The sequence below is a fragment of the bacterium genome (assembly GCA_023230585.1).
In the GTDB taxonomy this organism is placed as follows: domain Bacteria; phylum Ratteibacteria; class UBA8468; order B48-G9; family JAFGKM01; genus JALNXB01.
The window spans coordinates 1-25,346 of record JALNXB010000029.1 but is presented as its reverse complement, the minus strand read 5'-3'; the positions used below and the strand labels follow the sequence as shown (position 1 = coordinate 25,346).

General features: G+C 37.6%; 22 protein-coding genes. 15 read left to right on the top strand and 7 right to left on the bottom strand.

The features are described from left to right. Positions 1–712: 712 nt before the first annotated feature. Both M0P98_06020 and M0P98_06015 read right to left on the bottom strand, forming a co-directional pair. A complete protein-coding gene (locus M0P98_06020; protein ID MCK9266420.1) occupies positions 713–1,630 on the bottom strand; it encodes a nucleotidyl transferase AbiEii/AbiGii toxin family protein in 918 nt (305 codons plus the stop codon). Beyond that, positions 1,602–2,405, bottom strand: a complete 804-nt coding sequence (locus tag M0P98_06015) for a type IV toxin-antitoxin system AbiEi family antitoxin (protein MCK9266419.1) — start codon at positions 2,403–2,405, stop codon at positions 1,602–1,604. The genes M0P98_06020 and M0P98_06015 overlap by 29 nt, the downstream gene beginning before the upstream one ends. 460 nt (positions 2,406–2,865) lie before the next feature. Here M0P98_06015 and M0P98_06010 point away from each other — a divergent pair, with 460 nt between their 5' ends. The 12 genes from M0P98_06010 to gspD all read left to right on the top strand — a co-directional run bounded on the left by M0P98_06010 (position 2,866) and on the right by gspD (position 15,549). Further along, positions 2,866–3,438, top strand: a complete 573-nt coding sequence (locus tag M0P98_06010; protein MCK9266418.1) for a hypothetical protein — start codon at positions 2,866–2,868, stop codon at positions 3,436–3,438. A 54-nt stretch (positions 3,439–3,492) separates the two neighbouring features. Further along, a complete protein-coding gene (gene tadA / locus M0P98_06005) occupies positions 3,493–5,217 on the top strand; it encodes a Flp pilus assembly complex ATPase component TadA (protein MCK9266417.1) in 1,725 nt (574 codons plus the stop codon). Positions 5,218–5,263: 46 nt separating this feature from the next. Beyond that, positions 5,264–6,490 carry a type II secretion system F family protein gene (locus M0P98_06000; GenBank protein MCK9266416.1) on the top strand — a complete coding sequence of 409 codons (1,227 nt, stop codon included), beginning with the start codon at positions 5,264–5,266 and terminating at the stop codon, positions 6,488–6,490. 70 nt (positions 6,491–6,560) lie between these two features. Then, entirely contained in the window at positions 6,561–6,983 is a 423-nt protein-coding gene (gspG, locus tag M0P98_05995; GenBank protein MCK9266415.1) for a type II secretion system major pseudopilin GspG, read from the top strand. Beyond that, positions 6,952–7,545: a prepilin-type N-terminal cleavage/methylation domain-containing protein gene (locus M0P98_05990; GenBank protein ID MCK9266414.1), complete on the top strand. Its 594-nt coding sequence runs from the start codon at positions 6,952–6,954 to the stop codon at positions 7,543–7,545. Before gspG ends, M0P98_05990 begins: the two co-directional genes overlap by 32 nt. Next, on the top strand, positions 7,542–7,931 hold the full coding sequence (locus M0P98_05985; protein ID MCK9266413.1) for a type II secretion system GspH family protein: 390 nt from the start codon (positions 7,542–7,544) through the stop codon (positions 7,929–7,931). Before M0P98_05990 ends, M0P98_05985 begins: the two co-directional genes overlap by 4 nt. A 214-nt stretch (positions 7,932–8,145) precedes the next feature. Next, positions 8,146–8,805 carry a prepilin-type N-terminal cleavage/methylation domain-containing protein gene (locus M0P98_05980; protein ID MCK9266412.1) on the top strand — a complete coding sequence of 220 codons (660 nt, stop codon included), beginning with the start codon at positions 8,146–8,148 and terminating at the stop codon, positions 8,803–8,805. 39 nt (positions 8,806–8,844) lie between these two features. Further along, positions 8,845–10,185, top strand: a complete 1,341-nt coding sequence (locus M0P98_05975; GenBank protein ID MCK9266411.1) for a type II secretion system protein GspK — start codon at positions 8,845–8,847, stop codon at positions 10,183–10,185. Positions 10,186–10,200: 15 nt separating this feature from the next. After that, a complete protein-coding gene (locus M0P98_05970) occupies positions 10,201–11,628 on the top strand; it encodes a PilN domain-containing protein (GenBank protein ID MCK9266410.1) in 1,428 nt (475 codons plus the stop codon). Further along, positions 11,625–12,197, top strand: a complete 573-nt coding sequence (locus M0P98_05965; GenBank protein MCK9266409.1) for a hypothetical protein — start codon at positions 11,625–11,627, stop codon at positions 12,195–12,197. The genes M0P98_05970 and M0P98_05965 overlap by 4 nt, the downstream gene beginning before the upstream one ends. Next, positions 12,197–12,772, top strand: a complete 576-nt coding sequence (locus tag M0P98_05960; protein MCK9266408.1) for a hypothetical protein — start codon at positions 12,197–12,199, stop codon at positions 12,770–12,772. The genes M0P98_05965 and M0P98_05960 overlap by 1 nt, the downstream gene beginning before the upstream one ends. Before the next feature lie 572 nt (positions 12,773–13,344). Next, positions 13,345–15,549, top strand: a complete 2,205-nt coding sequence (gene gspD, locus M0P98_05955) for a type II secretion system secretin GspD (protein MCK9266407.1) — start codon at positions 13,345–13,347, stop codon at positions 15,547–15,549. Between the two features lie 73 nt (positions 15,550–15,622). Here the strand turns inward: gspD and M0P98_05950 are convergent, their stop codons facing one another. From M0P98_05950 to M0P98_05940, 3 genes are all read right to left on the bottom strand, one after another. Beyond that, positions 15,623–16,867: a Gfo/Idh/MocA family oxidoreductase gene (locus tag M0P98_05950; GenBank protein ID MCK9266406.1), complete on the bottom strand. Its 1,245-nt coding sequence runs from the start codon at positions 16,865–16,867 to the stop codon at positions 15,623–15,625. A gap of 227 nt (positions 16,868–17,094) precedes the next feature. Beyond that, complete coding sequence (locus M0P98_05945; GenBank protein MCK9266405.1) at positions 17,095–18,342, bottom strand: Gfo/Idh/MocA family oxidoreductase; 1,248 nt, start codon at positions 18,340–18,342, stop codon at positions 17,095–17,097. Positions 18,343–18,575: 233 nt separating this feature from the next. Next, complete coding sequence (locus M0P98_05940) at positions 18,576–19,829, bottom strand: dipeptidase (GenBank protein ID MCK9266404.1); 1,254 nt, start codon at positions 19,827–19,829, stop codon at positions 18,576–18,578. A 109-nt stretch (positions 19,830–19,938) separates the two neighbouring features. On the opposite strand from M0P98_05940, the gene M0P98_05935 reads away from it, so the two are divergent. After that, a complete protein-coding gene (locus tag M0P98_05935; protein MCK9266403.1) occupies positions 19,939–22,242 on the top strand; it encodes a glycoside hydrolase family 3 C-terminal domain-containing protein in 2,304 nt (767 codons plus the stop codon). A 127-nt stretch (positions 22,243–22,369) separates the two neighbouring features. Here M0P98_05935 and M0P98_05930 read toward each other — a convergent pair whose 3' ends face one another. Both M0P98_05930 and rmuC read right to left on the bottom strand, forming a co-directional pair. Further along, on the bottom strand, positions 22,370–22,567 hold the full coding sequence (locus tag M0P98_05930) for a hypothetical protein (protein MCK9266402.1): 198 nt from the start codon (positions 22,565–22,567) through the stop codon (positions 22,370–22,372). 107 nt (positions 22,568–22,674) lie between these two features. After that, positions 22,675–24,153, bottom strand: coding sequence for a DNA recombination protein RmuC (rmuC, locus tag M0P98_05925; GenBank protein ID MCK9266401.1), 1,479 nt, complete (start codon positions 24,151–24,153; stop codon positions 22,675–22,677). Positions 24,154–24,409: 256 nt separating this feature from the next. Between rmuC and M0P98_05920 the strand changes: the two genes are divergently transcribed. Together M0P98_05920 and M0P98_05915 are read left to right on the top strand one after the other, a co-directional pair. Continuing rightward, on the top strand, positions 24,410–24,640 hold the full coding sequence (locus tag M0P98_05920; protein ID MCK9266400.1) for an AbrB/MazE/SpoVT family DNA-binding domain-containing protein: 231 nt from the start codon (positions 24,410–24,412) through the stop codon (positions 24,638–24,640). After that, a complete protein-coding gene (locus M0P98_05915) occupies positions 24,640–25,050 on the top strand; it encodes a putative toxin-antitoxin system toxin component, PIN family (protein ID MCK9266399.1) in 411 nt (136 codons plus the stop codon). The genes M0P98_05920 and M0P98_05915 overlap by 1 nt, the downstream gene beginning before the upstream one ends. Positions 25,051–25,346: the final 296 nt, after the last annotated feature.

Genomic DNA, 25,346 nt, shown 5'->3' with positions numbered 1-25,346 from the left:
GAGTAGGGGAACAAAAGGCTTGAACCTTTTGTTAACAGCCCCCCATTCCGTCTTTGCGAGCGCCTCTTAGCGTGGCAATCTCGCCGAAGGCGGAAAAGGAAATGGGGAAAAGAAAGACAAAAAATAATAAGGATAAAGACGAGGGTTGCCACGTCATTAGAGGCATTCCTCGCAATGCCATAAAACGGCAGATAAAGACATAAAAGAGAAGCGTATGGGGTGTTATTTACTCACTCCCCTTCTTTGCCCTCTCCCCTTGAGAATTATAGGTATTGGAAAACCCCAAGGGTTTGCAGAGAGGTTAATGGGATGAGGTTTATCCACCGAAGCCAACCTACGCTAAAATACAAGCTTCGGCAGGTATACCTTGGCGTAGGTGGAGGGCAGTTAGCAACTTAACCAAAAACGAAAGCCGTACTGAGAAAGGATGGGGTTGCCCCCTATATGTCATTCCGTACTTGAACCGGAATCTCGTTTTTACGCTGTATCTATTACCAGCGTGGATTAATTAGAGATCCTGAAACAAGTTCATGATGGTAAAATTGGGCGTTTGGGCATAAAATGGGCGAGTAGGGGAACAAAAGGGCTGAACCTTTTGTTAACAGCCCCCCCATTCCGTCTTAGCGAACGAATATGAAGCAATGATGAAGGTTGTGACCTCGGAGTATTATGCAGAGGTCCGACCTTTGTATAAACATCTTGTTTATTATTTTTAATCGTAGAGAACTTTCTCAAGTTTTTTTATTGCTTTTCTTCGTGTATCTTTACTCATCTTGTTTAAGTTATGCAATTTCCATTGAGCCGCAGGCATAATTTCTGCATTCTCAAATTTCAAAATTTTCCATTTCGGAGTTCCTTCTTTAAAACTTAAAATAAACTTTCTATCATCATCAGTAAGTTTCTTACGAACAGAAATAAATAGACGATTACGTGTTTTCTCTAAATCCTTCAAAGATATCGGAACAGTTGACATGTTTTCAAACTGGGTTTTAAAAATATCTCTCAACTCTTGTTTTTGAGGTTTCAATAGTTCTGATATAGGTCTATTACCACTTAGAAGATATACTATAAAACAATCTTTTATAGAATCTGTAAAACCTTCGTTTTTTAATAGAAGCATTATATCAAAAAAATCACGAGGATGTTGACGATCCAAAGCTGCGCAGATTTTGCCTGCATAAAGTTCATCAAAAGAAACGACAGGTGCTTCGGCATACCCAAAAAGTTTTTCAACAACCGAAGATACTATCATTTTGGTAGGAGAAAATAATAGTCCACGTAATACAGGTGAAACCTCTATTTTAACCGTTTCTGATTCTCTTCTAACTATCAATTTTGTTGTCTGTCCATATCTGTCTATCTGTTCGGCAACAGACAAACCTTTTATTGAATGTTTAATTTTGGATGCTATATTTTTTAATGACATTGTTATTTCATATAGTGAAGTGTCTCTTTGTTTAATTGGAATGTATACAAGGTCTATATCAACAGACAATCTCGGTATATCCCTTAAAAACAGATTTATTGCAGTTCCTCCTTTCAGTGCAAAGATGTCAAACGAAGAAAGGTACGGCAAAACTCTTATCAAAAGTTGAACTCTTTTAAAGTATGGATTCTCTAGTCCTATCATAAAATTCCTTAGGTACTGTTATTAAATATTTTTTATCTAATTTTCCACCTTTAACAATCATTCGCTTGCCAGTTCCAAGATTAAAAGATGTGTTTTTTATTTGTTTTACCCAAGGTTGATTATAATATTCAGCTAAAAACATAAACAATCTTTTTACACCTATATGTTTACAGTTCAACAATAACTCATTAACCGTTTTAGGACGTAATGTTGTCAAACTTTCCATAAGCTCTGCTGCAAAAGTGAAAGAAATATCTTTTGTAACTACGAGCAATAACATTTCCATTATTGCCCTTTCAGCTGTAGATATTGTTAATGACCAATTTTTTATAGGGCTTGATATTGTTACAAGGCCTAATCTATTTTTTGTTTTTGAGAACAAGTTTTTACGCATAAATTTCAAATAGTCATTAGGAAGGACATTTTTTATCCATGCGGGGATATTTGAATCTATAAAAACAAATATTTGTTTCTCTCCCTTTAATCTCAAGTAGTGAGAATAGCCGTGCAGATTTAAAGCCGTTTCAGCTCCTATATGTAAATTTTTATCATCATTAACGTGTTGTAAAGAAGCTACGAGTCCCTGCCATGTGACCTCTGTTGTTTGTCTGGTATATGCCCCATTACCTACTAATTTCAACCATCCATTTTTAACGTATTTATGTAGTAGTTGTCTGGAATAGCCCTTATTTTGCAACCATTTGCTAGAAACCATAGCCCCTTCAGGCAATAAAAGTTGAAGATTGTTTAATTTTTCTCTATTTTGTATACTCATAGTTTACATTATACCAGAATATTAAACAAAAGCAAAAAACATAAAAGCCCCCCTCACCTTGCATCCTCTCCCTCAAGGGGAGAGGCAAATAAGGAAAGATTGTCATTCCGTACTTGAACCGGAATCTCGTTTTTACGCTGTATCTATTACCAGCGTGGATTAAGTTAGAGATCCTGAAACAAGTTCAGGATTACAAATTGGGCGTTTGGGCATAAAATGGGCGAGTAGAAGAACAAAAGGCTTGAACCTTTTGTTAACATCCCCCCATTCCGTCTTTGCGAGCGCCTTTTGGCGTGGCAATCTCGCCGAAGGCGGAAAAGGAAATGGGAAGGTTGAGAATGTATTTTTTATAATTTTTTTTATATCACTAAACCTGAATAATATTTTATATGTCTAATTAAGTAATAAAAGGTTGGAAAACTTTTTAAAAAAACTATATAATGTTAAGGAGGTGATAAAAATGAAATTTAAAAACTTTATGATATTGGCTTCGGCTCTTTTTCTGATAGTGGTTGTTCTGAGTGCGCAGGAAAACATGCCTTCAAGACGAAGGACTACACGTCCTGAAGCAACTCAAGGTTCTGGAAGAACACAACAGACCGAAAGAACACAACGTCCTGATAGAACTGGAGGACAGAGAACTACTCCTCAGCAGGCAAGCGAGATGTATATGAACAGAATAAAGAATACTCTTGAAATTTCTGACGAGGAATGGGAAGTTGTGAAACCAAAAGTGGAGAAGGTTAGGACTGCTCAGATGAATACTCAACGTGCAGGTGGGATGCGTGCTGGGCGAAGAACTGCTGGTGGAACTCAAGTTCAGGTGACACCTTTTCAAAAAGCCTATCAAGAACTCCAGGCGGTGTTAGGTAATAAAGATTCTTCTCCAAAAGATATTTCCACAAAACTTGCAAATTTACGTGAAGCCAGAAAAACAAATGAAGCCGAACTTGCACAAGCAAGAAAAGAGTTGAAAGAAATTTTGACCCAAAGGCAGGAGGCGCAACTTGTTTTGAATGGGTTGCTTGAATAAACAATTTGAGGGACCGCTCTCATTGTAATGTGAGGGCGGTCCTTCACCAATAAAATGAAAAATATATTTTCTAATTTGTTGAAAAAAGGAATTTTAAACGAAGAATCAGCAGAAGCCGTTAAATCCCTTTACTTATCAGGAACCTCCTTAGATGAATCTCTATTATCTCGTTCGGGGGTGCCCGAAGATGTTCTTCTGAGGTTTCTAAGCAAAGAGTTTGGTATACCATATTTAGAGAATATCGAAGAGCAACTTCCTGCAAGGGAATTTCTATCTGTTTTTCCTGCTCATATTCTTTTAAATAAAGGAGTGTTGCCTTTAAAGGAAGAGGCGGGGGTGATAGTTACTGCCACAAGTAAGGTTTTTGATACTTCGGGAGTTGATGAGTTAAGGGTTGTTACAGGGAAAGAGTTTAATGTTGTTCTTGCAACTTCTTCTGAGATTGAAAGGTCCTTAAGAAAATTGCTTGGGGTAGGGGCTGATACTGTTCAATCGCTTATTTCCAGTAGTGAAGATAATGCTTTAACTGTTCTTTCGGAAGAGAGTGATACTGGGGTTGATATTACTGCTGAAGCTGAAGATGCTTCTATTATAAGGTTTGTTAACCAGGTGTTGAAGGAAGCGATTGATTTAAGGGCTACAGATGTCCATTTTGAACCGTTTGAAAATGAGTTGAGAGTTCGTTATAGGGTTGATGGGGTCTTGCAAGATGCGGTTGTTCCTTCTGACATAAGACGGTTTCAAGCTGCGATAGTTTCTCGTTTAAAGATATTAAGTTCTCTTGATATAGCAGAGAAGAGGTTGCCTCAAGATGGAAGAATTAAGTTGCTGGTTTCCTCTCAAGAGATTGATGTGAGGGTTTCGGTTATCCCTATGTTGCACGGTGAAGCAGTAGTATTAAGGTTGTTAAATCGTAGTATTGCTCTCCTTGGGCTTAAAGAACTTGGGATGTCTGAAAGGGATAGGGGTATTTTTAACGGAATACTTGAACTTCCTCACGGAATAATTCTTGTTACTGGTCCTACCGGTAGCGGTAAAACAACAACTCTATATGCAGGGTTGTCCCACATAAATGACGCTGAAAGAAAGATTATAACTATTGAAGACCCAATAGAATACCATCTTCGCGGGATTAACCAGATACAGGTCTCAACCAGAGCTGGGCTTACTTTTGCTAAAGGTTTACGTTCTATACTTAGGCATGACCCTGATGTTGTTCTTGTTGGTGAAATTCGAGACTATGAAACTGCGGAGATTTCAGTTCAAGCCTCTCTTACAGGTCACCTTGTTTTTTCTACTTTACATACCAATGATGCACCGGGCGCTTTGACTCGTCTTGTTGATATGGGTGTCGAGCCATACCTTGTTGCGTCTTCTCTTGAAGCCGTTCTTGCGCAAAGACTTGTTAGGTTGATATGTTCTGAGTGTAAAGAAGAGTTGCCAAAAGAAGATATTTTGCGACTTAAAAAAGAGTATGGCGACGAATTGCCTGAAATTATTTATAGAGGGAAAGGGTGTAGGAGGTGTCAAGGTACAGGCTATAAAGGAAGAACTGGTGTTTTTGAATTTATGAATGTTACAGACAATATACGCAATCTTATAATTGAACGTGGTTCTTCGAGAGATGTAAGAATAGAGGCATCTAAACAAGGAATGATGAGTTTAAGAGAAGACGGTTGGCGGCTTGTTAGGGAAGGAGTTACAACTGTGGAAGAAGTTGTTAGGGTTACTAAGGACGAGAGAGGTAATGGTAGGGTTTTGAATGGGTTAGAAATCTAATAAGGTGTTTCTTTAATAAAGTTTTTCATTACTTTTGAATTAAAATATGCCACAATTTATATATACTGCTATAAAAAATAATGGGGAAAAGTTTTCTGGTAAACTTGAGGCAGAATCGAGAGAGGTTGTCTTAAACCATATATACGAAAAAGGTATGAGACCTGTCTCTGTAGTAGAGCAGGGCGGAAAACCCCTGATTTCTGTAGAAAGAGATAATTCTACTAAAAGGGCTGGTAGGGTTCCTCAAGGTAGCGTTGAGGTTTTTTTAAGACAGTTGGCTAACCTTTTGACCGCAGGCATTCCTCTCAATCGAGCCATTGAGATTATTGTTAGAGAGGTTACTCATCCGGCTGTAAAAAAGCAGTGGAATTCAATAAAAAACGATGTTGTTGGGGGAGAATCTCTTGCTAATGCTCTTTCAAAATGGCCTCAATCTTTTCCTCCTGTTTATGTTGCTATGGTTAAGGCAGGGGAAACAGGGGGATTTTTAAGTGTTGTTTTAGAACAGATAGCCGACTTTAAACTAAGGGAACAGGACCTTAAAGGTAGGGTTAAATCGGCTCTTGTATACCCTATGCTTTTGGTTGTTATGGCTGTTGTTGTTCTAACATTTTTAATGATATACTTTATTCCTCAATTTTCTTCTATTTTTGAAGAGTTTGGTGGTTCTTTGCCGTTGTTGACACGTTTTATTATGGGTGCGAGTAATTGGGTGGTAAGGTATGGTGTTCTGTTGGCAGTGGCAATATTCTTAATGGTTATTTCAATAAAAAGAGTCCTTTCTGGGAAGGCAGGGAAAAAATCGGTTGAACAAGCGTTAATCAAGATACCTGTTTTAGGGGCTGTTATGCTCAAGTTTGGGCTTGTTAGGTTCTGTAGGATGCTTGGTACCCTCCTTGAAGCAGGGGTTTCTCTTGTTATTTCTCTTAATGTTGCAAAAGAAGCAATAGGTAACCAATCTCTTTCTGATGCTGTGACTTACGCTATTGATAAGGTTAAAAATGGAGTAAGTTTAGCAAAAGGGCTCTCTTCAGATACAAAATTGTTCCCGCCTACTGTTTTAGAGATGATAGCAGTTTCCGAAGAAAGTGGGAGGTTGGATAAAGAGTTGTTAAGGATTGCTTTAACTTATGAAGGAGAACTTGATAGGCAACTCCGTATGCTTGTCGCTGTTATTGAGCCAGTATTGCTCTTTTTAATGGCGGGGTTGGTGGGAGCTGTTGTTATAGGTATGTTGTTACCAGTATTTACTTTGCAAGAACTGATAAAGTAGTATGTTTGCAATTCTTCAAGATACTTGGGACAAGATGCGGGTTGTTGACCACTAAATTATAGGAGAAAAAATGGATAATAAAGGAGTAAAGAGTGGGTTTACTTTAATAGAATTGCTACTTGTTATGGTTATTTTAAGTGTATTGGCTACAGTTGTTGTGCCAAAATTTACAAAACGTTCTGAGCAAGCGCGAATAGTGGCTGCTCAATCAAGTATTACCAATCTTGAGGTTGCACTTGAGTCATTTGAGGTTGATACTGGTAGGTACCCTACCTCTGAGGAAGGGTTACAGGCTCTTGTTAGCGCCCCTGCCCAATTGAATAATTGGAGAGGACCTTATGTTAAGAGAGGAGTGCCCAAAGACCCGTGGGGGAATAATTATATATATAAATCTCCTGGTGAGCATAATACCAATAGTTTTGATCTTTATTCCTACGGACCTGATAGACAGGAAGGTGGAGATGACGACATTGACAACTGGTCTGACCAGTAAAAAACTGAATCAAAAGAAAGGGTTTACTCTCCTTGAATTATTATTGGTTATGATTATTATTGCTGTTGTTATGGGTGTAACCGCACCTTCTTTAGGGTTGTTTTCTGGCTCACGACATATAATTAACGCTTCAGCAAATTTTGTTGCTCTAACAGATTATGCTCGTTCACAATCGATTTCTGAAGGACGGATATATAAGTTGAATATAGATAAAAATAAGAATGTTTTTTGGTTGACGGCACGGAATAATGGTAGTTTTGAAAAGATAAATAAAGAGATAGGTAGAAATTTTCTTTTACCTGAAGGTGTTGAAATTGAATCTTTAGAAATTATGTATAGTTATCAAGATACAGAGGTTCCAGGGTTAAGGATGCCAGGACAATGGTACACGGAAGATGAACCTGAAAATCAAGGCGAAGAAAGCATTGTTTTTTCACCTGACGGTTTCATACAACCAGCCACTTTGCGTATGAAAGATAAGAAAGGGAACCTGCTGGAAATAAAATGTTCTTCTCCATCAGATCGTTTTTATGTTGTTCCTATGGAAAGAGATGCTATATGAGTTCTATTGAAATGAAAAAAGGGTTTACTTTTGTTGAAGTTCTTGCAACTCTTACATTTGTTGCGATAGTTCTTCCAGTGATTATGAAAGGTATATCTCTTTCAACTGTTGCGGCGTCTGAAAGTCGGAAACGGTCAGAAGCAACTATTTTGGCTCAAGGCAAGATGTCTGAGATTGTTTCTTCTAATGTTTTTGATTTTGCAGAAGTTTCTGGAGATTTTTTGCCTGAAAATGAAGATTATTCTTGGACTGCTGAATTGATTGGGTGGGAAGGGGAAACCCTCAAAGAACTTATTGTTAAGGTGTTGTGGACATCAAGGAATGAAGAACGCTCAGTAGATCTTTCTACACTTGTGTATATGAGCGATCAGGTAGATATGGAGTAGGTTTTAATAATGATAAAGACCCTCTCTATGGGGAATTCCGTATTTGCGAAAAGGTTAATGAGAGAACAATAGGCATAAAAACGGATATTGCCATGTTTATAAATACTCGCAATGACAAGTAAGGGGGAAGGAGAGTACCAGGATAAGCACAAGAGGAGAAGAATTGTGGGGTGGAAGATTATGAGTACGGGCTAAAGCGAGGAAAAAAATTGAAATGAAATACTTAAATAAGAAAGGGTTTTCTTTAATTGAGATGCTCGCTGCTATGTCTATGATGGCTCTTCTTGCTGGTTCTTTATATTCTGCTATGAATATTGGGTTTAAGGCAAAAAAGAAGAGTGAAGAAGCAATAGCTCCTTTACGGGCAGCTGACATTGCTTTTAATATTATGGGTAGAGACTTGCAGTCTGCTTTACCTCCTCGCGGAATATTGGCAGGACCTTTTATTGGAGATGCAGATTCTATTTCTTTTTTTACTCGGCCAGTAAACACACAAGACGCTGCCCCTGGAATTGCTGGTGTAGAATACCTTTTGACTGCCGACCAGGAGGATGAAGGGAGAGAAAACCTTCTTATGAGAAATGTTAGGTTAAACCTTCTGTCTCTTGAAGAGGTAGAACCTTATGAAGAACAGTTGGCTTATGGCGTAAGTTCTATGGAGATACAATATTTTGATGGGACTGTCTGGCTTGATGCGTGGGATTCTACAACTGTTGGAGATGTTCTTCCTACAGCAGTAGATGTTTCTTTGACTATAAAATTTTCTATATCAGAAAATGGTGAGCAGACACATACATATAGAAGGATATTTCTTTTGACCTGTAAGAGTTCTACCAATGAACAAGTTGTTTCTGGCTTAACAGATGGCGTTTGAATAACAGTTGAAGATTTGAGCTAATGAGAATTGCTTGTAATGATGAAAAAAAATAGTAAAAAGAGCGGTATGGTTTTAATTGTTGCTCTGTGGATAATTGTAACTCTTGCAGGAATGGTTCTTGTTTTTGGGAGAAAAATGAAAATTGAACTATTAATATCTGCTAATCGGCTTGCTGAAGCACAAGTGGAATGGATATCTCAAGGGGCTTTAGCTTATGCGGCTTATCTGGTAGAAAACCTGGATGAAAACGCTATCTTTTTAACTAACGGTTTTGATTGTGAAGCCGTTTCATTAGGTGGAGGTTACTTCTGGTTTTTGAAACAAGGGGAGCAGGATGGATTAAATTATAGTTTTGGTCTTATAGATGAGTCTTCTAAACTTAATTTAAATACTGCTTCTTTTGAAATGTTTTTGATGTTACCGCAAATGACCGATGAACTCGCTGCTTCAATTGTTGATTGGCGTAACCCTGACGAGAGTTCATTTGAGGGTGGTGCTAAAAGTGAATATTATCTCTTATTAAATCCTCCATACCAATGTAAAAACGGACCTTTTGAAACAGTTGAAGAACTACTTCTTGTTAAGGGTTGTAGTATGGAGATATTGTTTGGTGAAGACCTAAATAGAAACGGTTTTCTTGACGAGAATGAAAATGATGGAGCAGAAAATATACCTAACGATAATATGGACGGTATTTTAGATAGAGGTATTTATGATTTTACTACTGTGTATAGTAACCAATCTAATGCTCCTGCTGACCAAGAGGCGATGGTAAATATTAATAGTGCAAACACAGCCGGACTGACAGAACTTTTAAGCGGTATACTTGATGCTAATAGGTTAAATACTGTTATGGGTATTATAAGACGAGGGCGTCCTTTTGAAAATATTTTAGATTTTTATGCCAGAACAGGACTATCTTTAGCTGAATTTCGTCAGATTTCGTCAGAACTAACAGTTGGTGGGAGGGGCAGAAGAGAAGGTCTTATAAATATTAATACTGCTCCTAAAGAAGTTATCGCTTGTTTGCCGGGGTTGGAAGAAGCTGATGTATATGACTTGGTTGAGTATAGAGCATCTTCTGATATTTCTAACCTTGAGGATATATCTTGGGTAGCAGAAGTGTTGACTTCTGAGAAAGCTGCAGAGATAGGTGGCTGGTTGACTACTCGTTCTTACCAATTTTCAGTTGATATCGTTGCTGTTAGCGGGGATGGAAAAGCATTTAAAAGATTTAGGGCTGTACTGGATAAACGTTTTAGTCCACCTCAGGTTCTTTCTTGGCAGGACTTAACAGGGCTGGGATGGCCCCTTGCACCAGAAATATTAACCAATTTAAGGAAAGGGATATCTCCTTATGAAAACTCAATATTTTAATGATGGAGGAATTTAATGTTTAAAAAGAAAACCTTCTTGGGAATACTTCTTGGAGAGCACTCTTTTTTTGTTTCTGAATTATCTTTTAAAGGTAAAACATATTTTGTCAACCGTTCTTTTGAATGGGTTCTACCAGATAACGTATCTGATACTGAACAGTTAGGGGTCCAACTTCAATCTTTTTTACGTTCAAAACGGTTTTCTCTCTCTTCGCCTGTTATTTTTGGAGTTCCTGCTAAATGGGTTCTTTTGAAAGAGAAACGGGTCCCACCTGCTGATAAAGAAACCTTATTAAACCTACTAAGAATTGAGTCAGAAAAAGATTTTTCGATACCTTTAGATGAACTTGTTTTTGATTACACTACTTTTGGAGTAAAAGAAACTGATGGACAGAATCTCTTACTTTTGGCAATAAATAAAAGTAAGATGAATTGGATTTCAAAAATTTCAAAGAAAGCTAAGTTAAAACCTAAAGCGATAATCCCGTATTCCTTTGCTTTGCTTGCCACTAAAGGAGTACCTTCGAATAGTTTAGTGATATATTTTGGTAAAGAATCTTCCGAGTTGGTATTCTTTGTTAATGGGATGCCAGCTTCTTTGAAACATCTTGGCGCTTTTACAGAAATTTCTGAAGAGGCACAAGAAGAAAGGGTTTCTTCGAGTAAACTGGATTTTATTTCACGTGAGATTAAAAGATTTTTTACAATACCACCCGATTACCAAGATGTAACTATACCAACGGAACTGATTGTTTTAGATGATTATGGACTGACAGAAGATGAACTTAAAATTATTGAAAAGAATGTTTCTGTTCCTTGCAAGGTGTTAGGAAAAGAAGATGCTTTTCGTGCTTCAATTGGGCTTGCAAGCAATGGGCGAGATATTAGGACTCTGCCAATAAATTTTCTTCACTCAAAGTTGTTAATTAGAAAAAAGATAGGGTGGAAAGATAACCTTTTGAAAGTTGCTGTTGCTATAGGAGTTGTTTTGATTTTAATAGGGATAGGAATTTTGGATGTTAAGAATAAAACTAATGAAGTTGAGACCCTAAGAAAACAGTTATCAAAAATTTCTCCTGAACTTGATACTGCAAAAGAAACTCTTGATTTTATTTCTTCAATGCAGGATTGGAGGGGTGAGAAAATGGCTTTCATTGAGTGTTTAAGAGAGATGACTCTTTCTTTTCCTGCCGAAGAAAGAATATGGGTTACAAGTATTGCTATACGCGAAGATATGCGAAATCTTATTTCTGGTAAAGCAGTTGATAGTAAAAATGTTATGGAGTTTATTAAGAACCTTCAAAAGAATGACAGGTTTTCTGATGTAAAACTGCTATATATTAGACAGAGTGGAGGGGGCGCCCGTGATAATATATTTGCGATAAGTTTTGTGTTTAATAAAACGGGTGAAATTGATAATGTTGCTCGGAGGGAAGTGAAATGATATTGTCAAAAAGAGAACACAAGATTGGTTTAATAACTTTTGGTGTAATTCTTGTACTGATTCTTGATAGGTTTCTGCTTACCCCGTATTTAAAGAAGAGAGAGGAGTTAATTCTCGAAAAAGAAAATCTTGTTGTTGAACTAAGAAATTCACGTAAAACCCTTTCGCAATGGAAAGAGGTTGGTCCTGATTGGGAAAACCTGACCAGCATTAAGGGTGAGGACTCTGAGTATGGGGTTGTAAACGCTTTGAGAAAATGGGCGGAAGAGAGTGGGGCATCAATATCTTTGTTAAAACCTGAAGGAGAAAATAAAAAATCTAAGTTGAATGAACAAATATATCAAGTGGTGGGAACAGGTTCTATGAAGAATATAAGTGAGTTTTTATGGAAGATGGAGAGTTCTCAGTTACCTATAAAAATAAAAAATTTACAACTTGCTGTTCGTAGAGAAGGTGTTGATGACCTTACTCTTCAAGTACGAATAGGAGAACTGAGTCCACCTACTTTGTTGTCGGGTTCTGATAAAACTAAATCTGAAGCCGAAAAAAGAACGGAAGGAGAAAAATAATGAGAATCATACTCTTTTTGCTTACATTCTTTTACTTTATCAATATTGCGGGTTCAGGTGAAAACAACCTTTATTCTAAAGAAAGATATAACATCCTTTATGAGAAAAACATTTATTTAAAAGACCGTAGTGTTCCAAAAGTTTTACCTCCTGTGGTAGAGAAAGAATCTATTTTGAGAGAAAAACCTATTCGTATGTCAAGAAAAATCTTAACCGGTATAGTTGCTTACGGTTCAGAGTTTGTGGCTTTTTTTGAAGATATTTCTCTTAGAAAAACCGAGCGAGTTAGAAGCGAAAATATTGTTTTAAATAAAAAGATTAAATCAATAACTCTTGATTATGTTGAGTATGTAGAGAATGATAGAGTGTTTCGGGTAAAGGTAGGTGAAAGTATATCTGGGGTTATTGGGCAACCAGACGATGTGGATGTCTCGGCAGTTAATAATATTATTATTCCAGAAAAGCCTCAACCGGTAGAAATTGTCACTACCGAAGTAATAAGGGTGGTTGATAAACCTGATGAGAGCACTCTTTTGGAAAGGTTGAGGTTGCGTAGGCAAAGGGAGTTGCAATAAGAAATAAAAAAGTATGGGGTGTTATCTACTCACTCTGGTACTACGGTGCAAACACCTTCTACGCTTTTGCCTTCTCCCCTTGAGGGAGAAGGATCAAGGATGAGGGGAGTCTTTATACAGACTAAGAGTAAAAGAATAGCAGAGGGATAAAATGGGAGACTACCCCTATATGTCATTCCGGACTTGATCCGGAATCTCGTTTTTCTTGCTACCAGCGTGGGTTAAGTGAGAGATCCTGAAACAAGTTCAGGATGACAAAATTGGGCGTTTGAACGATAAAATGAGCGAGTAGGGGAACAAAAGGCTTGAACCTTTTGTTAACAGCCCCCCATTCCGTCTTTGCGAGCGCCTCTTAGCGTGGCAATCTCGCCGAAGGCGGAAAAGGAAATGGGGAAAAGAAAGACAAAGGCAAGGATAAAGACGAGGGTTGCCACGTCATTAGAAGGCATTCCTCGCAATGCCATAAATGGCAGATAAAACGTATGAGTGAGGAACAATAGGTGACGAAATTTATTGAAATTATATATAGTTTACAAAATTTACTCACAATAAAAAATAGGAGGTTTTTATTTATGAAAATTTTAAGAAAGAGCTCTTTGATACTTTTTGCTTTCTGGGTGTTGGGTGAAATTTTTACGCTAAATGCTCAAGAAGTTGAGCCTGTTCCAAAAAAAGTAACTACTCCTGTTGAAACAATACTTGGGGTGGGAGTTGATGCTTCAAAACCTTCTGTTCAAACTGTACCTCTTCTGCCTAAAGAAGAGGTTGAGGTTCCAAAAGAGAAGACAATACGTCTTAACTTTAAAGATGCTCCTCTTGATACAATTCTTCAATATATGTCCGAGGTTGCTGGGTTTTCGGTTATTAGAGAAACTACAGTTGAAGGAAGAATTACTGTTATCAGCAGGCAACCTATAACTTTACCTGAGTCTGTTGCCTTGTTAAATGTTGCACTTAAAGAAAAAGGTTATGCAGCGATATCTATGGGTAAAACTTTAAAGATAGTTCCTTTGTCTGACGCAAAAAAGAGAAATATTCCTGTACGTTCAGGGAATAACCCTGATTTAATTGAGCCTACAGATATGGTTGTTACTCAAATAATTCCCATTAGATATTTGAATATTACTCAATTAAAACAAGACTTGACTCCTCTGCTACCAACTTATGCTGAACTTACCGCTAACGTTAGTAGTAGTTCTCTTATTCTTACGGATACTGAGGCAAACATCAAACGTATTGTAGAGATTGTTAAAGCTTTAGATACAGTTGTTTCTACTGTTGCTGAGGTTAAAATCTTTCAGCTTGAATATGCTAACGCTTCGTCTACGGCACGACTTATAAACGAAATGTTTAAAGTTGAGCAGGTCGCACAACGTCCTGGACAACCTGGGGTAGTACAAGCATCTGCACGATTTACGGGTAGAGCAGGTCAAACACAAGCAACTCGAACTGCTGCCCCTGCAGATGGAGGACAAGCCAATGTTAAAGTTAACGCATCGTCTGATGATAGGACCAACATTTTAATGGTAAGTGCTCCCCCTGATGTTATGAAAGTTGTTGAAGATATTGTAAAGGAATTAGATTCAAGTCCTGCCGAGGAGCAAGCTGTTTTTCTTTATAGTGTAAAAAACGCTAAGGCAAAGAATATTGAAGCAATATTGAATAATCTTTTTGGGACAAGTGCTACTGGTACTGCTGGAAGAGCGGCTGCTGCCAGAACGGCTACCCAGCGAGCGCAAAGTACTGCAATGGCAACTACTCTAACAGCCAGCAATCTTGTTGGGCAGGTATATGTGGTTGCAGATGCAGATACGAATTCTCTGATGGTTATGACGGCTTCTAAACATTTTGAACGTGTAAAAGAGATTATTGAAGACCTTGATAAACCAGTTCCTCAGGTGCTTATTAAGGTTCTTATTGCTGAGGTTACCCACGATAAATCTCTTGATTTGGGGACAGAGTTCTCATTACTTAACCTCACTTCTGATGGAAGCAGAAAAATATTTAGTAAATTTGGGGTTTCTGATCCCACTTCAGGGTTGGGTATAAGTTTGGTTGAGCAGGATTTATCAATGGCTGTTAGTGCTCTGCAAAAGGTGGGTAAACTTGATGTTCTCTCTCGTCCGTATATCCTTGGAAGTGATAACCAAGCCGCAAGGATTACTGTTGGGCAGAGGGTTCCTTTTATCACCAATTCTCGTATGACAGATTCCGGTCAAACTATAAATACTATACAATATCAAGATATTGGAATAATATTAACTGTCACTCCTCATATTAACCCTGCAGGGTTGGTTATTCTTGATGTTACTCCAGAAATTTCGGCTTTAACTGGAACAACTGTACCTATATCAGAAAATGTTAATGCTCCAGTATTTGCTAAACGTTCTGCAACAAGTAGAGTGGCTATTCAGGACGGACAAACTATAGTTATTGGTGGGCTTATGGAGGATAAAAAGACAGAAGAAGTGAGAAAAATCCCTTTACTTGGTGATATACCTTTAATAAATACACTTTTCAGACGTACCACTTCTGATAACACAAAAACAGAACTTCTTATATTTTTAACTCCTCACGTTGCTGCTATGCCAGAAATGTTAACAGATATATCTGCTGGAGAACTTGAAGGTGTAACTATTACTCCTAAAGCCATAAAACCAGGCGCTTTTGATAAATATTTGAAAGATATGAGCAGGCGTGGTGTTGAAACTAACGATGTTGAGCAGAACCTACAAATCAATATAGAGGTTCCAGATATTGAAGGTATTGAAAAATAAAAGTAAAAAGCCCCCTACTAAAGTTATAGTAGGGGGCTTTCTGTTTTACGATTTCTGTCTGTAAACTGCCATTTTACTTAGGAGCATCTCCCCAATCAGGTATATCAAGCAGTTCTCCATCTTTTAATGCAGACTTGTGGGCAACTGCACCCATTGCCATATATCTTACAGATTCCCAAACGTTTATGGCAGGAGTTCTTCTTTGCGCAACAGCATCAATAAATTCGTGAACAAGAAATGGATGAGAACCGTAGTGTCCTTTTGGAGTGTAGTCCATATTCTCAACCTCGTTTGCAGTAAGAAAATGGTTTTCTGCAAGTATAAATCCTTTTTGAACTTCTCTTGGTAGGGGATCTCTCATCTCTTCACGGGTTAATTCATCTATTCCTTTTTCAGGTCTAAAATTTGCAGGGTCATCGTTATACTCTCTTTTTGTCCAATGCCACTTCCTATCTCGCCAGGTTCCATTTGTTCCATAAATATTTATCTCATACCCGTGCCCGGTTATTTCTCGGTATTCCCTTGCTGTAATTGTAGCACCGTTGCTCATATGGAAGAAACCCGTTGTATTAGCCATACCACCTTTACCGTAAGAATCGTAACCTGTGAAGGGTATCCCTAAAGCAGACACTTTAACAGCGTGTGCTCCCATAATTGAGCAAGGGCCAGAGACAGAATGGGTGGGATAGTGCATAGGACCTCCCCTTATTCCTTTGGAAGTATATTTTTCTTTTACAGTTTTTCTCCATTCTTTCCCTGCTTGGCTATCACCTCTTGCTTTTCCTACTTGAACCAAGTTACATCCCCAAGCACCAGAATAATCGTGGCTATATTCACATTCAGCGCTTATAAATCTACCAAATGCGCCTTCCTTGTTTTTGCGTCTTAAAAACATCATTTCTGGGTGGTAGTAGGATGTTTCCATAAGCATATAATGGTTACCGGTCTCCTCTACTGTTCTTACAAGTTTATCGCACCAATCGAGTATTTCGTCGCTATCTGGAACACTTATAATGGGAACAGCAGACATTACCTGTTTGCCAGATTTTAATGCTTGTATACACTGGGGAGCATGTAACCACGGCTGAGTCATTATAACAAGAGCATCCAGATCCGCTTTGCATATATCATCAAGTGTGAAGTAGGCATCTTTCGGGTCAAACTTATGTTGCATAAACGGGTCTTCTGCTATCTTTTTTACCCTTTCTGGTTCTCTGTCACATAATGCTATCCGATCAACATAAGGGTGAGCCTTAAAACTGTCTGCAAAATTGGTACCAAATGAACCTAAACCAACAAGACCAATGCTAATACCCATTTTTTCTCCTTTGTTTTTAACTGAGTTCTTCTGAATTTGGTTATACTACCTTTTGAGTTTGTCTTACCTCTTTTCTTTATCCTTCACTTCATCACCTATGGAGAAGTAGTAAAAACGAGATGCAATTCCACCTAAATTTTCCTCCCTCTGGGGTACTCGGGATAAGTCCCAAGTGTAGAAGGCAAAAACAGGAATAAATAACACTTTATACTTTTTTACACCTTACTTTATTTAGGGGCATCTCCCCAATCAGGTATATTAAGAAGTTCTCCATCTTTTAAAGCGGACTTATGAGCAACTGCACCCATTGCCATATACCTTACGGCTTCCCAAATGTTTATGGCAGGAGTTCTTTCTCTGTAAACAGAGTCAATAAACTCGTGTACCAGATGTGGATGTGAACCGTAATGTCCTGTGGGACTGAAGTCCATATTTTCTACTTCATTGACTGAAAGAAAATGGTTTTTAGATAGAATAAATCCTATTTGAACCTCACGGGGGAGTGGATCTCGCATCTCTTCTGGAGTTAAAACCTCCGTGCCGCTTTCTGGTCGAAAGTTTGCAGGGTCATCGTTATACTCTCTTTTTGTCCAATGCCACTTTCTATCTCGCCAGGTTCCGTTTGTTCCATAAATATTTATCTCATACCCGTGCCCGGTTATTTCTCGGTATTCTCTTGATGTAATTGTAGCACCGTTGCTCATATGGAAGAAACCCGTTGTGTTAACAAAGGCAGTATTTTTGGCGTAATAGTCATAACCACTTGCGGGTAACCCTAAGGCAGATACCTTGAGAGCGTGGGCTTTCATAATAGAGCAAGGTCCTGAAACAGAATGGGTTGGATAGTGCATTGAACCGCGTAGGATTCCTTTGTCTGTATATTTTTCTTTTACAATCTTTCCCCATTCCTGTCCTGCCTGACTCGCGTATCTATCCTTTCCAACCTTAACAAGATTGCAACCCCAAGCTCCGCTATAATCATGGCTATATTCACATTCAGCGCTTATAAATTTCCCAAAAGCACCCTCTTCGTTCTTCCGTCTTAAGAACATCATCTCAGGGTGGTAGTAAGAGGTTTCCATAAGCATATAATGTTGACCTGTCTTTTCAACAGTTTTTACCAGTTTATCGCACCAATCAAGTATTTCGTCGCTATCTGGAACACTTATAATGGGAACAGCAGACATTACGTGTTTACCAGATTCTAACGCCTGAATACATTGAGGAGCGTGTAGCCACGGTTGGGTCATTATAACAAGAGCATCCAGATCTGCTTTGCATATATCATCAAGTGTAGGGTAAGCATCTTTCGGGTCAAACTTATGTTGCATAAACGGGTCTTCTGCCAACTTTTTTACCCTTTCTGGCTCTCTGTCGCATAATGCTATCCGGTCAACATAAGGGTGTGCTTTAAAACCATCTACAAAATTGGTACCAAATGCACCTAAACCAACAAGACCTACACTAATACCCATTTTTTCTCCTTTGTTTCAACTGACTTCTGCTGAATTTGGTTATGTGACCTTTTGTGCTTGTCTTACCTCTTTTCTTTATCCTTTACTTTGTCACCTTTGGAGAAGTTGTAAAAACGAGATGCAATTTCACTTAAATTTTACTCTCCTCCCTTGGGGGTACTCAAACAAGTCCCAAGGGTAGAAGGCAAAAGGGGGCGCATCCCTTTTCGCCCTTGTCGTTACGAGGAGCGTTATTAAACAGTTTTAGGTATATAAACTGTATCTTTTAATGCTTCTCTTGCAACCCTTATAACGTTTTCACCAAGAATTTTTCGTATATCAGAATCAGAATAACCTCTCTGAACAAGAGCAACTGTGTATAGAGGCCAGTTTGTCCAAGCGAGTTCAGGTAGATTTTTTTCAAATGTAGCAAGTTGTTCAGGAGTAAACTCTTTTTCTCTATGAAGTTTTTCCCAGATAGGTTTTTTATGAGGTGCTTTAGGCAGATTGTCTAACTGACCTTCTCTAAGGCTGCAACTATACCCTCTATCAGTTGCAATTGCAACATAGTCGGCTCCAAATTTTTTAGCAACATAATCTATATGGTTAATAAAATCTTGAATACCGCCGTTGCCACCAATAAATTTTTGAAGGCTACATATTCCCATAAATCCACCACTGTCTGCTATACCTTTTATTATTTCATCATTTTTAGAACGGTAATGGTTATGGTTAAGTTCGTGGCATACTGAGTGGCTTGCTACAACAGGTTTGGATGAGACTTTGATTGCGTCCAAACAGGTCTGCCAACCAGTGTGGGCTATATCAACTATTATTCCCACTCTGTTCATCTCTTTTATTGCTAGTTCTCCAAAATCGCTTAATCCGCCGTTGGCAAGTTCCGCACACCCGTCGCCAAGCATATTTCTGCGGTTATAAGTTAGGTGCATCATTCTTATTCCGAGCATAAAAAACAGTTTGAGTAAGTGTAACTCTTCTTCTGCAGATTCCCATCTTTGTAATAAAGGAACTCCATTTGAAGTGAAGTAGAGACAATGTTTATTCTCCTTTTTTGCTTTAACTATATCGTCAGGAGTGACTGCTTTAAAAACAAAATCTTGTTTCATATCAGTAATAAGAGTGAACCTTGCTAATCTTTCCAAAATACATAAAGGGTCTTGGGTTTCTTCACCAGCGTTCTGGAAAGTGCAGGTTATCCCTGTCTGGTCAAGAGCAAGTTTATACTGGTCCCAGAGGTGTTGGTCAAGTATACAACTTACAGGACGTGTTTCCTGTATATATTTATGCACCTCCCAAGCTGAGGGTTTTTTATCGAGCATCTCTTGTAAATCTTTTGCTGGTACATACGTTGCTCCCGGAGTAAAACCATACGGTTCGCAAACAATAGATTCTTTATGTAATTGCAAACCATATTCCAGGTCCCTTTTGGTAGGTTTCAACGCTGCCAGGGCTGCATTCCATTCTAACTGATTTACTTTTACCTCCATTTTGCCTCCTTTTACATAAGTTTAGGTGTTAAGTTTTGACTTTTTTAGTTTTTTTGTATATTATATGGATAGATTTTTTTAATTATACCATATTTTAAGGAGAGAACAAATGAGCAAGAAAAAAGATATTTGCAAAGTTTGGTTAGATACTAAAAAGACTGTAGAACAAAGAGTGGAATTACTATTAGCAGAAATGACTTTAGAAGAAAAAGTCGATCAGACAGGTGGTTCTTATTTTGGGGATATTGTTATTGGCGATGGAGATTATGGCGCTGATCCAAATGTTGGAGGTGCTTCATCTAAAAAAAATGTTGCTAAAACAAACAAATATAAGTTTTCACCAGAAAAAATGCAGGAAGTAATAGATAATTTGGGTACCGGTGTCCTTCAAAACTATGTTTATCATTCTTACGAAAACCCTGAAGATAACATCGAAGGTTATATAAATATGGTAAATGAAGCACAAGAATATATTTTAAATAATACACGGTTAGGGATTCCTGCTTTAGTTACAACTGAAGGTGTTCACGGACATTGGGCACCCGAAGCAACTGTATTTCCTCACGCTATATCTGTTGCAAGTTCGTGGGATACTGCTCTAATAAAAAAGATGGGAGAAATAGTCGCAAAAGAGGCTCGGGCGGCTGGTGCTGCTCAACTATTCTCTCCTGTTTTAGAACTTGCTCGTGAACCTCGGTGGAGCAGAATGCAGGAAACCTACGGAGAAGACCCATATCTTGTTGAAAGGATGGGTGTTAAATATATTAAAGGAGTACAAGGAAAAGAGCCACTTTTAGGTCGAGAGCATTGCGCTGCTACTGCAAAACATTATGTTGCCCACGGTAGTCCAGAAGGAGGGCTAAACCACGGACCTGTTAGTGTTGGTTCAAGAGAGATGAAACAAATGTTTTTACGGCCATTTGAAGCTGCAGTAAAGGAAGCTGGTGTTCTTTCTGTTATGCCAGCATACCACGAAATAGATGGAGTACCGCTTGCTTGTCACTATGAGTATCTTACAAAAGTTTTACGTCACGAATGGGGGTTTAAGGGATACACTTTTTCGGATTGGGGTTCGGTGGAGATGTTGATGACACGCCATTTTGTAGCAGGAACCCTTGAGGAGACAGGTAAAATGGCATTAGAAGCTGGTATGGACGTTGATGCTCCTGTAAAATCCTATGGTTTTAAATTGGTTAAAATGGTGAAAGAAGGCAAGGTTGATGTTAAATATGTAGATGAAGCAGTAAGACGTGTGTTGAGGTTAAAGTTTATTCTTGGTCTATTTGAAAACCCTTATGGAGATTTACAGAAGACTAAAAAGATTAGAAATTGTGTTGAACATAAAAATTTTGCTCGAAAAGTTGCTCAAGAATCTATTATTTTGTTAAAAAATGAAGGCAATATTCTTCCTTTCGGAAAAGATATCAAATCTATTGCTGTTATTGGACCAAACGCAACAGAAGCTCAACTTGGAGATTACTGCGTTGCTCATAAAAACATTTTAAGCCCTCTTGATGGAATTAAAAAAAGAGCCCCAAAAGGAGTAAAAGTAGAGTATGCTAAGGGTTGTGATTTATGGAAAAAAGACGATTCTGGCTTTGCTGAAGCAGTGGCTCTCGCAGAAAAATCTGATGTGTCTGTTTTGTTTATAGGAGAAGCAAAAGAAATATGTAATGAGGGTAGAGATATGCACTTTGTAGAATTGGCAGGAGTTCAGGAAGAGTTGGTTAAAAAAATTGTTGCAACAGGAAAACCGGTAGTAGTTGTTCTTGTGAACGGTCGAAGCCTTGCTATTCCTTGGATAGCCGAAAATGTACCTGCTATTCTTGAAACCTGGTTTGCAGGAGAAGAGCAAGGGAACGCTATCGCAGATATTCTATGGGGCGATGTTAACCCAAGTGGAAAACTACCTGTAAGTTTACCTCGTTCAACAGGTCACCTACCAGTTTTTTATAACCATAAACCTTCAGCAAGAGGTAGTTATAAGAGACGTGGTTCACCTGAAAAATTAGGGATGGACTATCTTTTAAGTGCAGCAGAACCGTTGTTTGAATTTGGATATGGGCTTAGTTATACCACATTTAAATACTCTGAATTAAAAATAACACCTAAAAAAATATTACCTGCAGGTGAAGTTACAGTTTCTGTTAAGGTAAAAAATACAGGTAAAAGAGAAGGTGCAGAAGTTGTTCAACTATATATAAATGATATATATAGCAGTATGGAAACCCCAATAAAGCAGTTAAGAAGGTTCGAAAAAGTCTGGTTGAAACCTAATGAAGAACGTAATGTTGTGTTCACATTAAAACCAGAGGACCTTGCTTTTGTAAACCTTCAAATGGAATGGATGGTTGAACCTGGCGAGTTTGAAGTAATGGTTGGAAACTTAAAAAAGACCTTCGTGGTAGAATAAATTTCTTTAGTTTATCAGTTAAGGAATTTTTGTAACAAACCAATCCTTTATTATCGTTGTCTATTTTTGCAATATTGAATGATAGTGATAAAAAAAGGATTGGTTTGCTATTTTAGGCTAAAAACAATTATTCGTCTTCCTCGTCTTCATCTTCTTCAAATAGAAGGTCTTCTATGTCTGCAGTTACTATCTCATCTGAGTCGCAGATGGGACAGTTATCGGGTTCTGAGTTTCCATCGCAGATAGGACAAAAAACGTCACCACAGGCAAGACATTTCATCAATATATCGCCACATTTATCACATAAATAATCTTTTCCGTACATTAGTGCTCCTTAAAAATGTTAAAATTTAATTTATAATAAAATAACCAGAAATACTTGTATTGTCAAGACTTCACTTATTTTTCTTTTAAATTTGATTTTTGTAGGTTTTAATCGGGACTGTTTTCTGGTTCATTTGAAGGGAGTTCTTCAACATTTTTAAGTTTTGATTGTATCTTTCTTGTTCTTACTCCAACAAGTTGGTCTATCTCTTCACCTGCTAATCTTATTTTGTTTTGTGCCTTTTTTAAAACATCTCCAAAAGTATCAAACTCTTTCTTGACAGACGCAAGAATATTCCATACTTCGCTTGTTCGTTTTTGTATTGCAAGAGTTCTAAATCCCATATATAAACTATTTAAAAACGCTGCGAGAGTGGTAGGTCCAGAGATAATTATTTTATATTCTTTCTGCAAAGTTTCAATAAGGTTAGGTTGTTTAACTACTTCAGCATATAACCCCTCAAATGGAAGAAAAAGTATACCGAAATCTGTTGTTTTGGGTGGATTGATATATTTAGTGTTTATTTCTTTTGCAGAATTTTTTATTACACCCTCTAAATCTTTCTGTGCCTTTGATATTTTTTCTCTATCGCTTGTTTCGTACGCATCAAGAAGTTGTTGGTAGCTCCCAATAGGAAATTTAGAATCTATGGGGAGGTAGACAGTTCCTTCTGAATCTTTGCCTGGAAGTTTTATTGCAAATTCAACATTCTGTTGAGAACCCTCTCTTGTGCACACATTTGTTTCATATTGTTCCGGAGAAAGTATATTTTCGAGAATACTTCCAAGTTGAATTTCTCCTAACATACCGCGTGTTTTGACGTTCGAAAGAACTTTTTTAAGATCGCCTACTCCTGTAGCAAGAGTTTTCATTTCACCGAGCCCTTCATGTACTTGTTTTAACCTATCGCTTACCTGATTAAAGGATTCTGTTAACCGTTTTTCAAGGGTAGATTGAAGTTTTTCATCAACGGTGGCTCTCATCTCTTCAAGTTTTTTAGAGTTTTCTTCTTGTAATGTTTTCAAACGTAACTCTACTGCCTCTCTGACTTTTTCAATTTTTTCTTCATTGTTTTTAGATAGAGCAGAAATCTGGTTAGCGAACGAGTCGAACTGGTTTCTCTGAGTATTAGATAGTTCGGAAATGATTTTAGTGAGAGTTTCGCTCTGGTATCTTAATGAGTTGGTGTTATCTTCTAATAATGTTTTTAACCCTTCTTCCATAGAGAGTTTCATAGTACTAATTTTTTCTTCGTTGTTTTTAGATAGAGCAGATATCTGGTTAGCGAAAGAATCGAACTGGTTTCTCTGGCTATTAGATAATTCGGAAATAATTTTTGTTAGGGTTCCGCTCTGTTGCCCTAAAGAGTTGTTCAGTTCTTCTCTCATCTCACGTCCTGCTTTTTGGTTCTCCTCTCTGTTTCGTGAAAACTCGTCTTTTAAAAAAGGTTCAATTTTTTTTATTTCTTTGTCTATTTCAGTCAAAAAGGATGAGTATTCTGAGTTATCTGTCTTTTTAATAAGTAAATATAGATTAATAATTAAAAGAATAATTGTTAAAAACGAAAGGATGATTAGGGTAACCATTGAGACCCTCCTAATAATAAGATTGATTTTAATGAATAGTAGTTTTCTTACTATATTTTATAGCAATTTTGCTCTTTTTCCAAATTTGCACAGTAAAATTGGAACCATTTTCCAATAATCTATTTTTGCGAGGAGTGATTATCACGAGCACCCCGAGGGGTACTCAGAATAAACTTATCTTTTATCTTATTTCCTTGTTTCATTACTTTGCTACTACATTACTTAAGGGTATAATGATATTATGGAGGTGATACAAATGTTGTGTAAACGGACTTATAAGAACCAGATTACCCTGCCTAAAAAAATTGTCGAAAAATTCGGTGATGTGGAATACTTTTATATTGAGGTAGAAAAGGATAGGATAATTCTAAAACCTGTAGAAATTAAACCTTCAGTTTCTTTATCACAGATTAGAGAAAACATCTCTTCTTTGGGAATGACAGAAAAAGATATAGATGATGCTATTTCTTGGGCACGGAGAAAATAATGCCTAAATTAAAAGTTGTAATTGATACAAATATATTTATTTCTGCAACTCTTTTTAGTGGAGAAGCCAACAGATTGGTCTCTTTATGGCAGAAAAACTATATTCAACTGTTGATGTCAAAGCAAGTTTTAGAAGAATACTTAAGGGCGTTGAATTATCCAAAATTTGGACTAACAGAAATTCAAATTAAGTATATTACAGAAGAAGTGCTCCTGCCTTATATCTTTCCTTTAATAGTAAAAAGAAAAATATCTATAATTAAAAACGACCTTTCTGATAATAAGTTTCTTTCTCTTGCTTTGGAAGGAAAAGCCGATTTTATTATTAGTGGCGACAAACATATTCTTGAGTTAAAAAAAATTGAAAATATTAGAATAGTGTCTCTTAAGGAGTTTTTTAGTTTTGTCTAAAGAAGAGTAAGAGTGAGTAGACACCCCATACGCTTCTCTTTTAACCTTACCTTTGTTTTTTTCGTTAAAAAAGTATGTGTTTAGGAACGAATTACGAGGTGCAAACCGACGCTTTTTGTCGTTGCGAAGGAACGCTTTGTGTGACTGCGGCAATCCTCGTTTTTATCCTATACACTATTGTTTATTCCCATTCCTTTTCCGCCTTCGGCGAGATTGCCACGTTAAGAAACCCCTCCTACGCCAAGGCTTCGGCGGGTAAAGCTCGCAAGATAAATTACAAAAGACGGAATGGGGGG

What these genes read in the sequence shown, in the direction of transcription:
- M0P98_06020 (MCK9266420.1), bottom strand. Translation starts at nt 1,630, where the DNA reads ATGATAGGACTAGAGAATCCATACTTTAAAAGAGTTCAACTTTTGATA.
- M0P98_06015 (MCK9266419.1), bottom strand. Translation starts at nt 2,405, where the DNA reads ATGAGTATACAAAATAGAGAAAAATTAAACAATCTTCAACTTTTATTG.
- M0P98_06010 (MCK9266418.1), top strand. Translation starts at nt 2,866, where the DNA reads ATGAAATTTAAAAACTTTATGATATTGGCTTCGGCTCTTTTTCTGATA.
- tadA (MCK9266417.1), top strand. Translation starts at nt 3,493, where the DNA reads ATGAAAAATATATTTTCTAATTTGTTGAAAAAAGGAATTTTAAACGAA.
- M0P98_06000 (MCK9266416.1), top strand. Translation starts at nt 5,264, where the DNA reads ATGCCACAATTTATATATACTGCTATAAAAAATAATGGGGAAAAGTTT.
- gspG (MCK9266415.1), top strand. Translation starts at nt 6,561, where the DNA reads ATGGATAATAAAGGAGTAAAGAGTGGGTTTACTTTAATAGAATTGCTA.
- M0P98_05990 (MCK9266414.1), top strand. Translation starts at nt 6,952, where the DNA reads ATGACGACATTGACAACTGGTCTGACCAGTAAAAAACTGAATCAAAAG.
- M0P98_05985 (MCK9266413.1), top strand. Translation starts at nt 7,542, where the DNA reads ATGAGTTCTATTGAAATGAAAAAAGGGTTTACTTTTGTTGAAGTTCTT.
- M0P98_05980 (MCK9266412.1), top strand. Translation starts at nt 8,146, where the DNA reads ATGAAATACTTAAATAAGAAAGGGTTTTCTTTAATTGAGATGCTCGCT.
- M0P98_05975 (MCK9266411.1), top strand. Translation starts at nt 8,845, where the DNA reads ATGATGAAAAAAAATAGTAAAAAGAGCGGTATGGTTTTAATTGTTGCT.
- M0P98_05970 (MCK9266410.1), top strand. Translation starts at nt 10,201, where the DNA reads ATGTTTAAAAAGAAAACCTTCTTGGGAATACTTCTTGGAGAGCACTCT.
- M0P98_05965 (MCK9266409.1), top strand. Translation starts at nt 11,625, where the DNA reads ATGATATTGTCAAAAAGAGAACACAAGATTGGTTTAATAACTTTTGGT.
- M0P98_05960 (MCK9266408.1), top strand. Translation starts at nt 12,197, where the DNA reads ATGAGAATCATACTCTTTTTGCTTACATTCTTTTACTTTATCAATATT.
- gspD (MCK9266407.1), top strand. Translation starts at nt 13,345, where the DNA reads ATGAAAATTTTAAGAAAGAGCTCTTTGATACTTTTTGCTTTCTGGGTG.
- M0P98_05950 (MCK9266406.1), bottom strand. Translation starts at nt 16,867, where the DNA reads ATGGGTATTAGCATTGGTCTTGTTGGTTTAGGTTCATTTGGTACCAAT.
- M0P98_05945 (MCK9266405.1), bottom strand. Translation starts at nt 18,342, where the DNA reads ATGGGTATTAGTGTAGGTCTTGTTGGTTTAGGTGCATTTGGTACCAAT.
- M0P98_05940 (MCK9266404.1), bottom strand. Translation starts at nt 19,829, where the DNA reads ATGGAGGTAAAAGTAAATCAGTTAGAATGGAATGCAGCCCTGGCAGCG.
- M0P98_05935 (MCK9266403.1), top strand. Translation starts at nt 19,939, where the DNA reads ATGAGCAAGAAAAAAGATATTTGCAAAGTTTGGTTAGATACTAAAAAG.
- M0P98_05930 (MCK9266402.1), bottom strand. Translation starts at nt 22,567, where the DNA reads ATGTACGGAAAAGATTATTTATGTGATAAATGTGGCGATATATTGATG.
- rmuC (MCK9266401.1), bottom strand. Translation starts at nt 24,153, where the DNA reads ATGGTTACCCTAATCATCCTTTCGTTTTTAACAATTATTCTTTTAATT.
- M0P98_05920 (MCK9266400.1), top strand. Translation starts at nt 24,410, where the DNA reads ATGTTGTGTAAACGGACTTATAAGAACCAGATTACCCTGCCTAAAAAA.
- M0P98_05915 (MCK9266399.1), top strand. Translation starts at nt 24,640, where the DNA reads ATGCCTAAATTAAAAGTTGTAATTGATACAAATATATTTATTTCTGCA.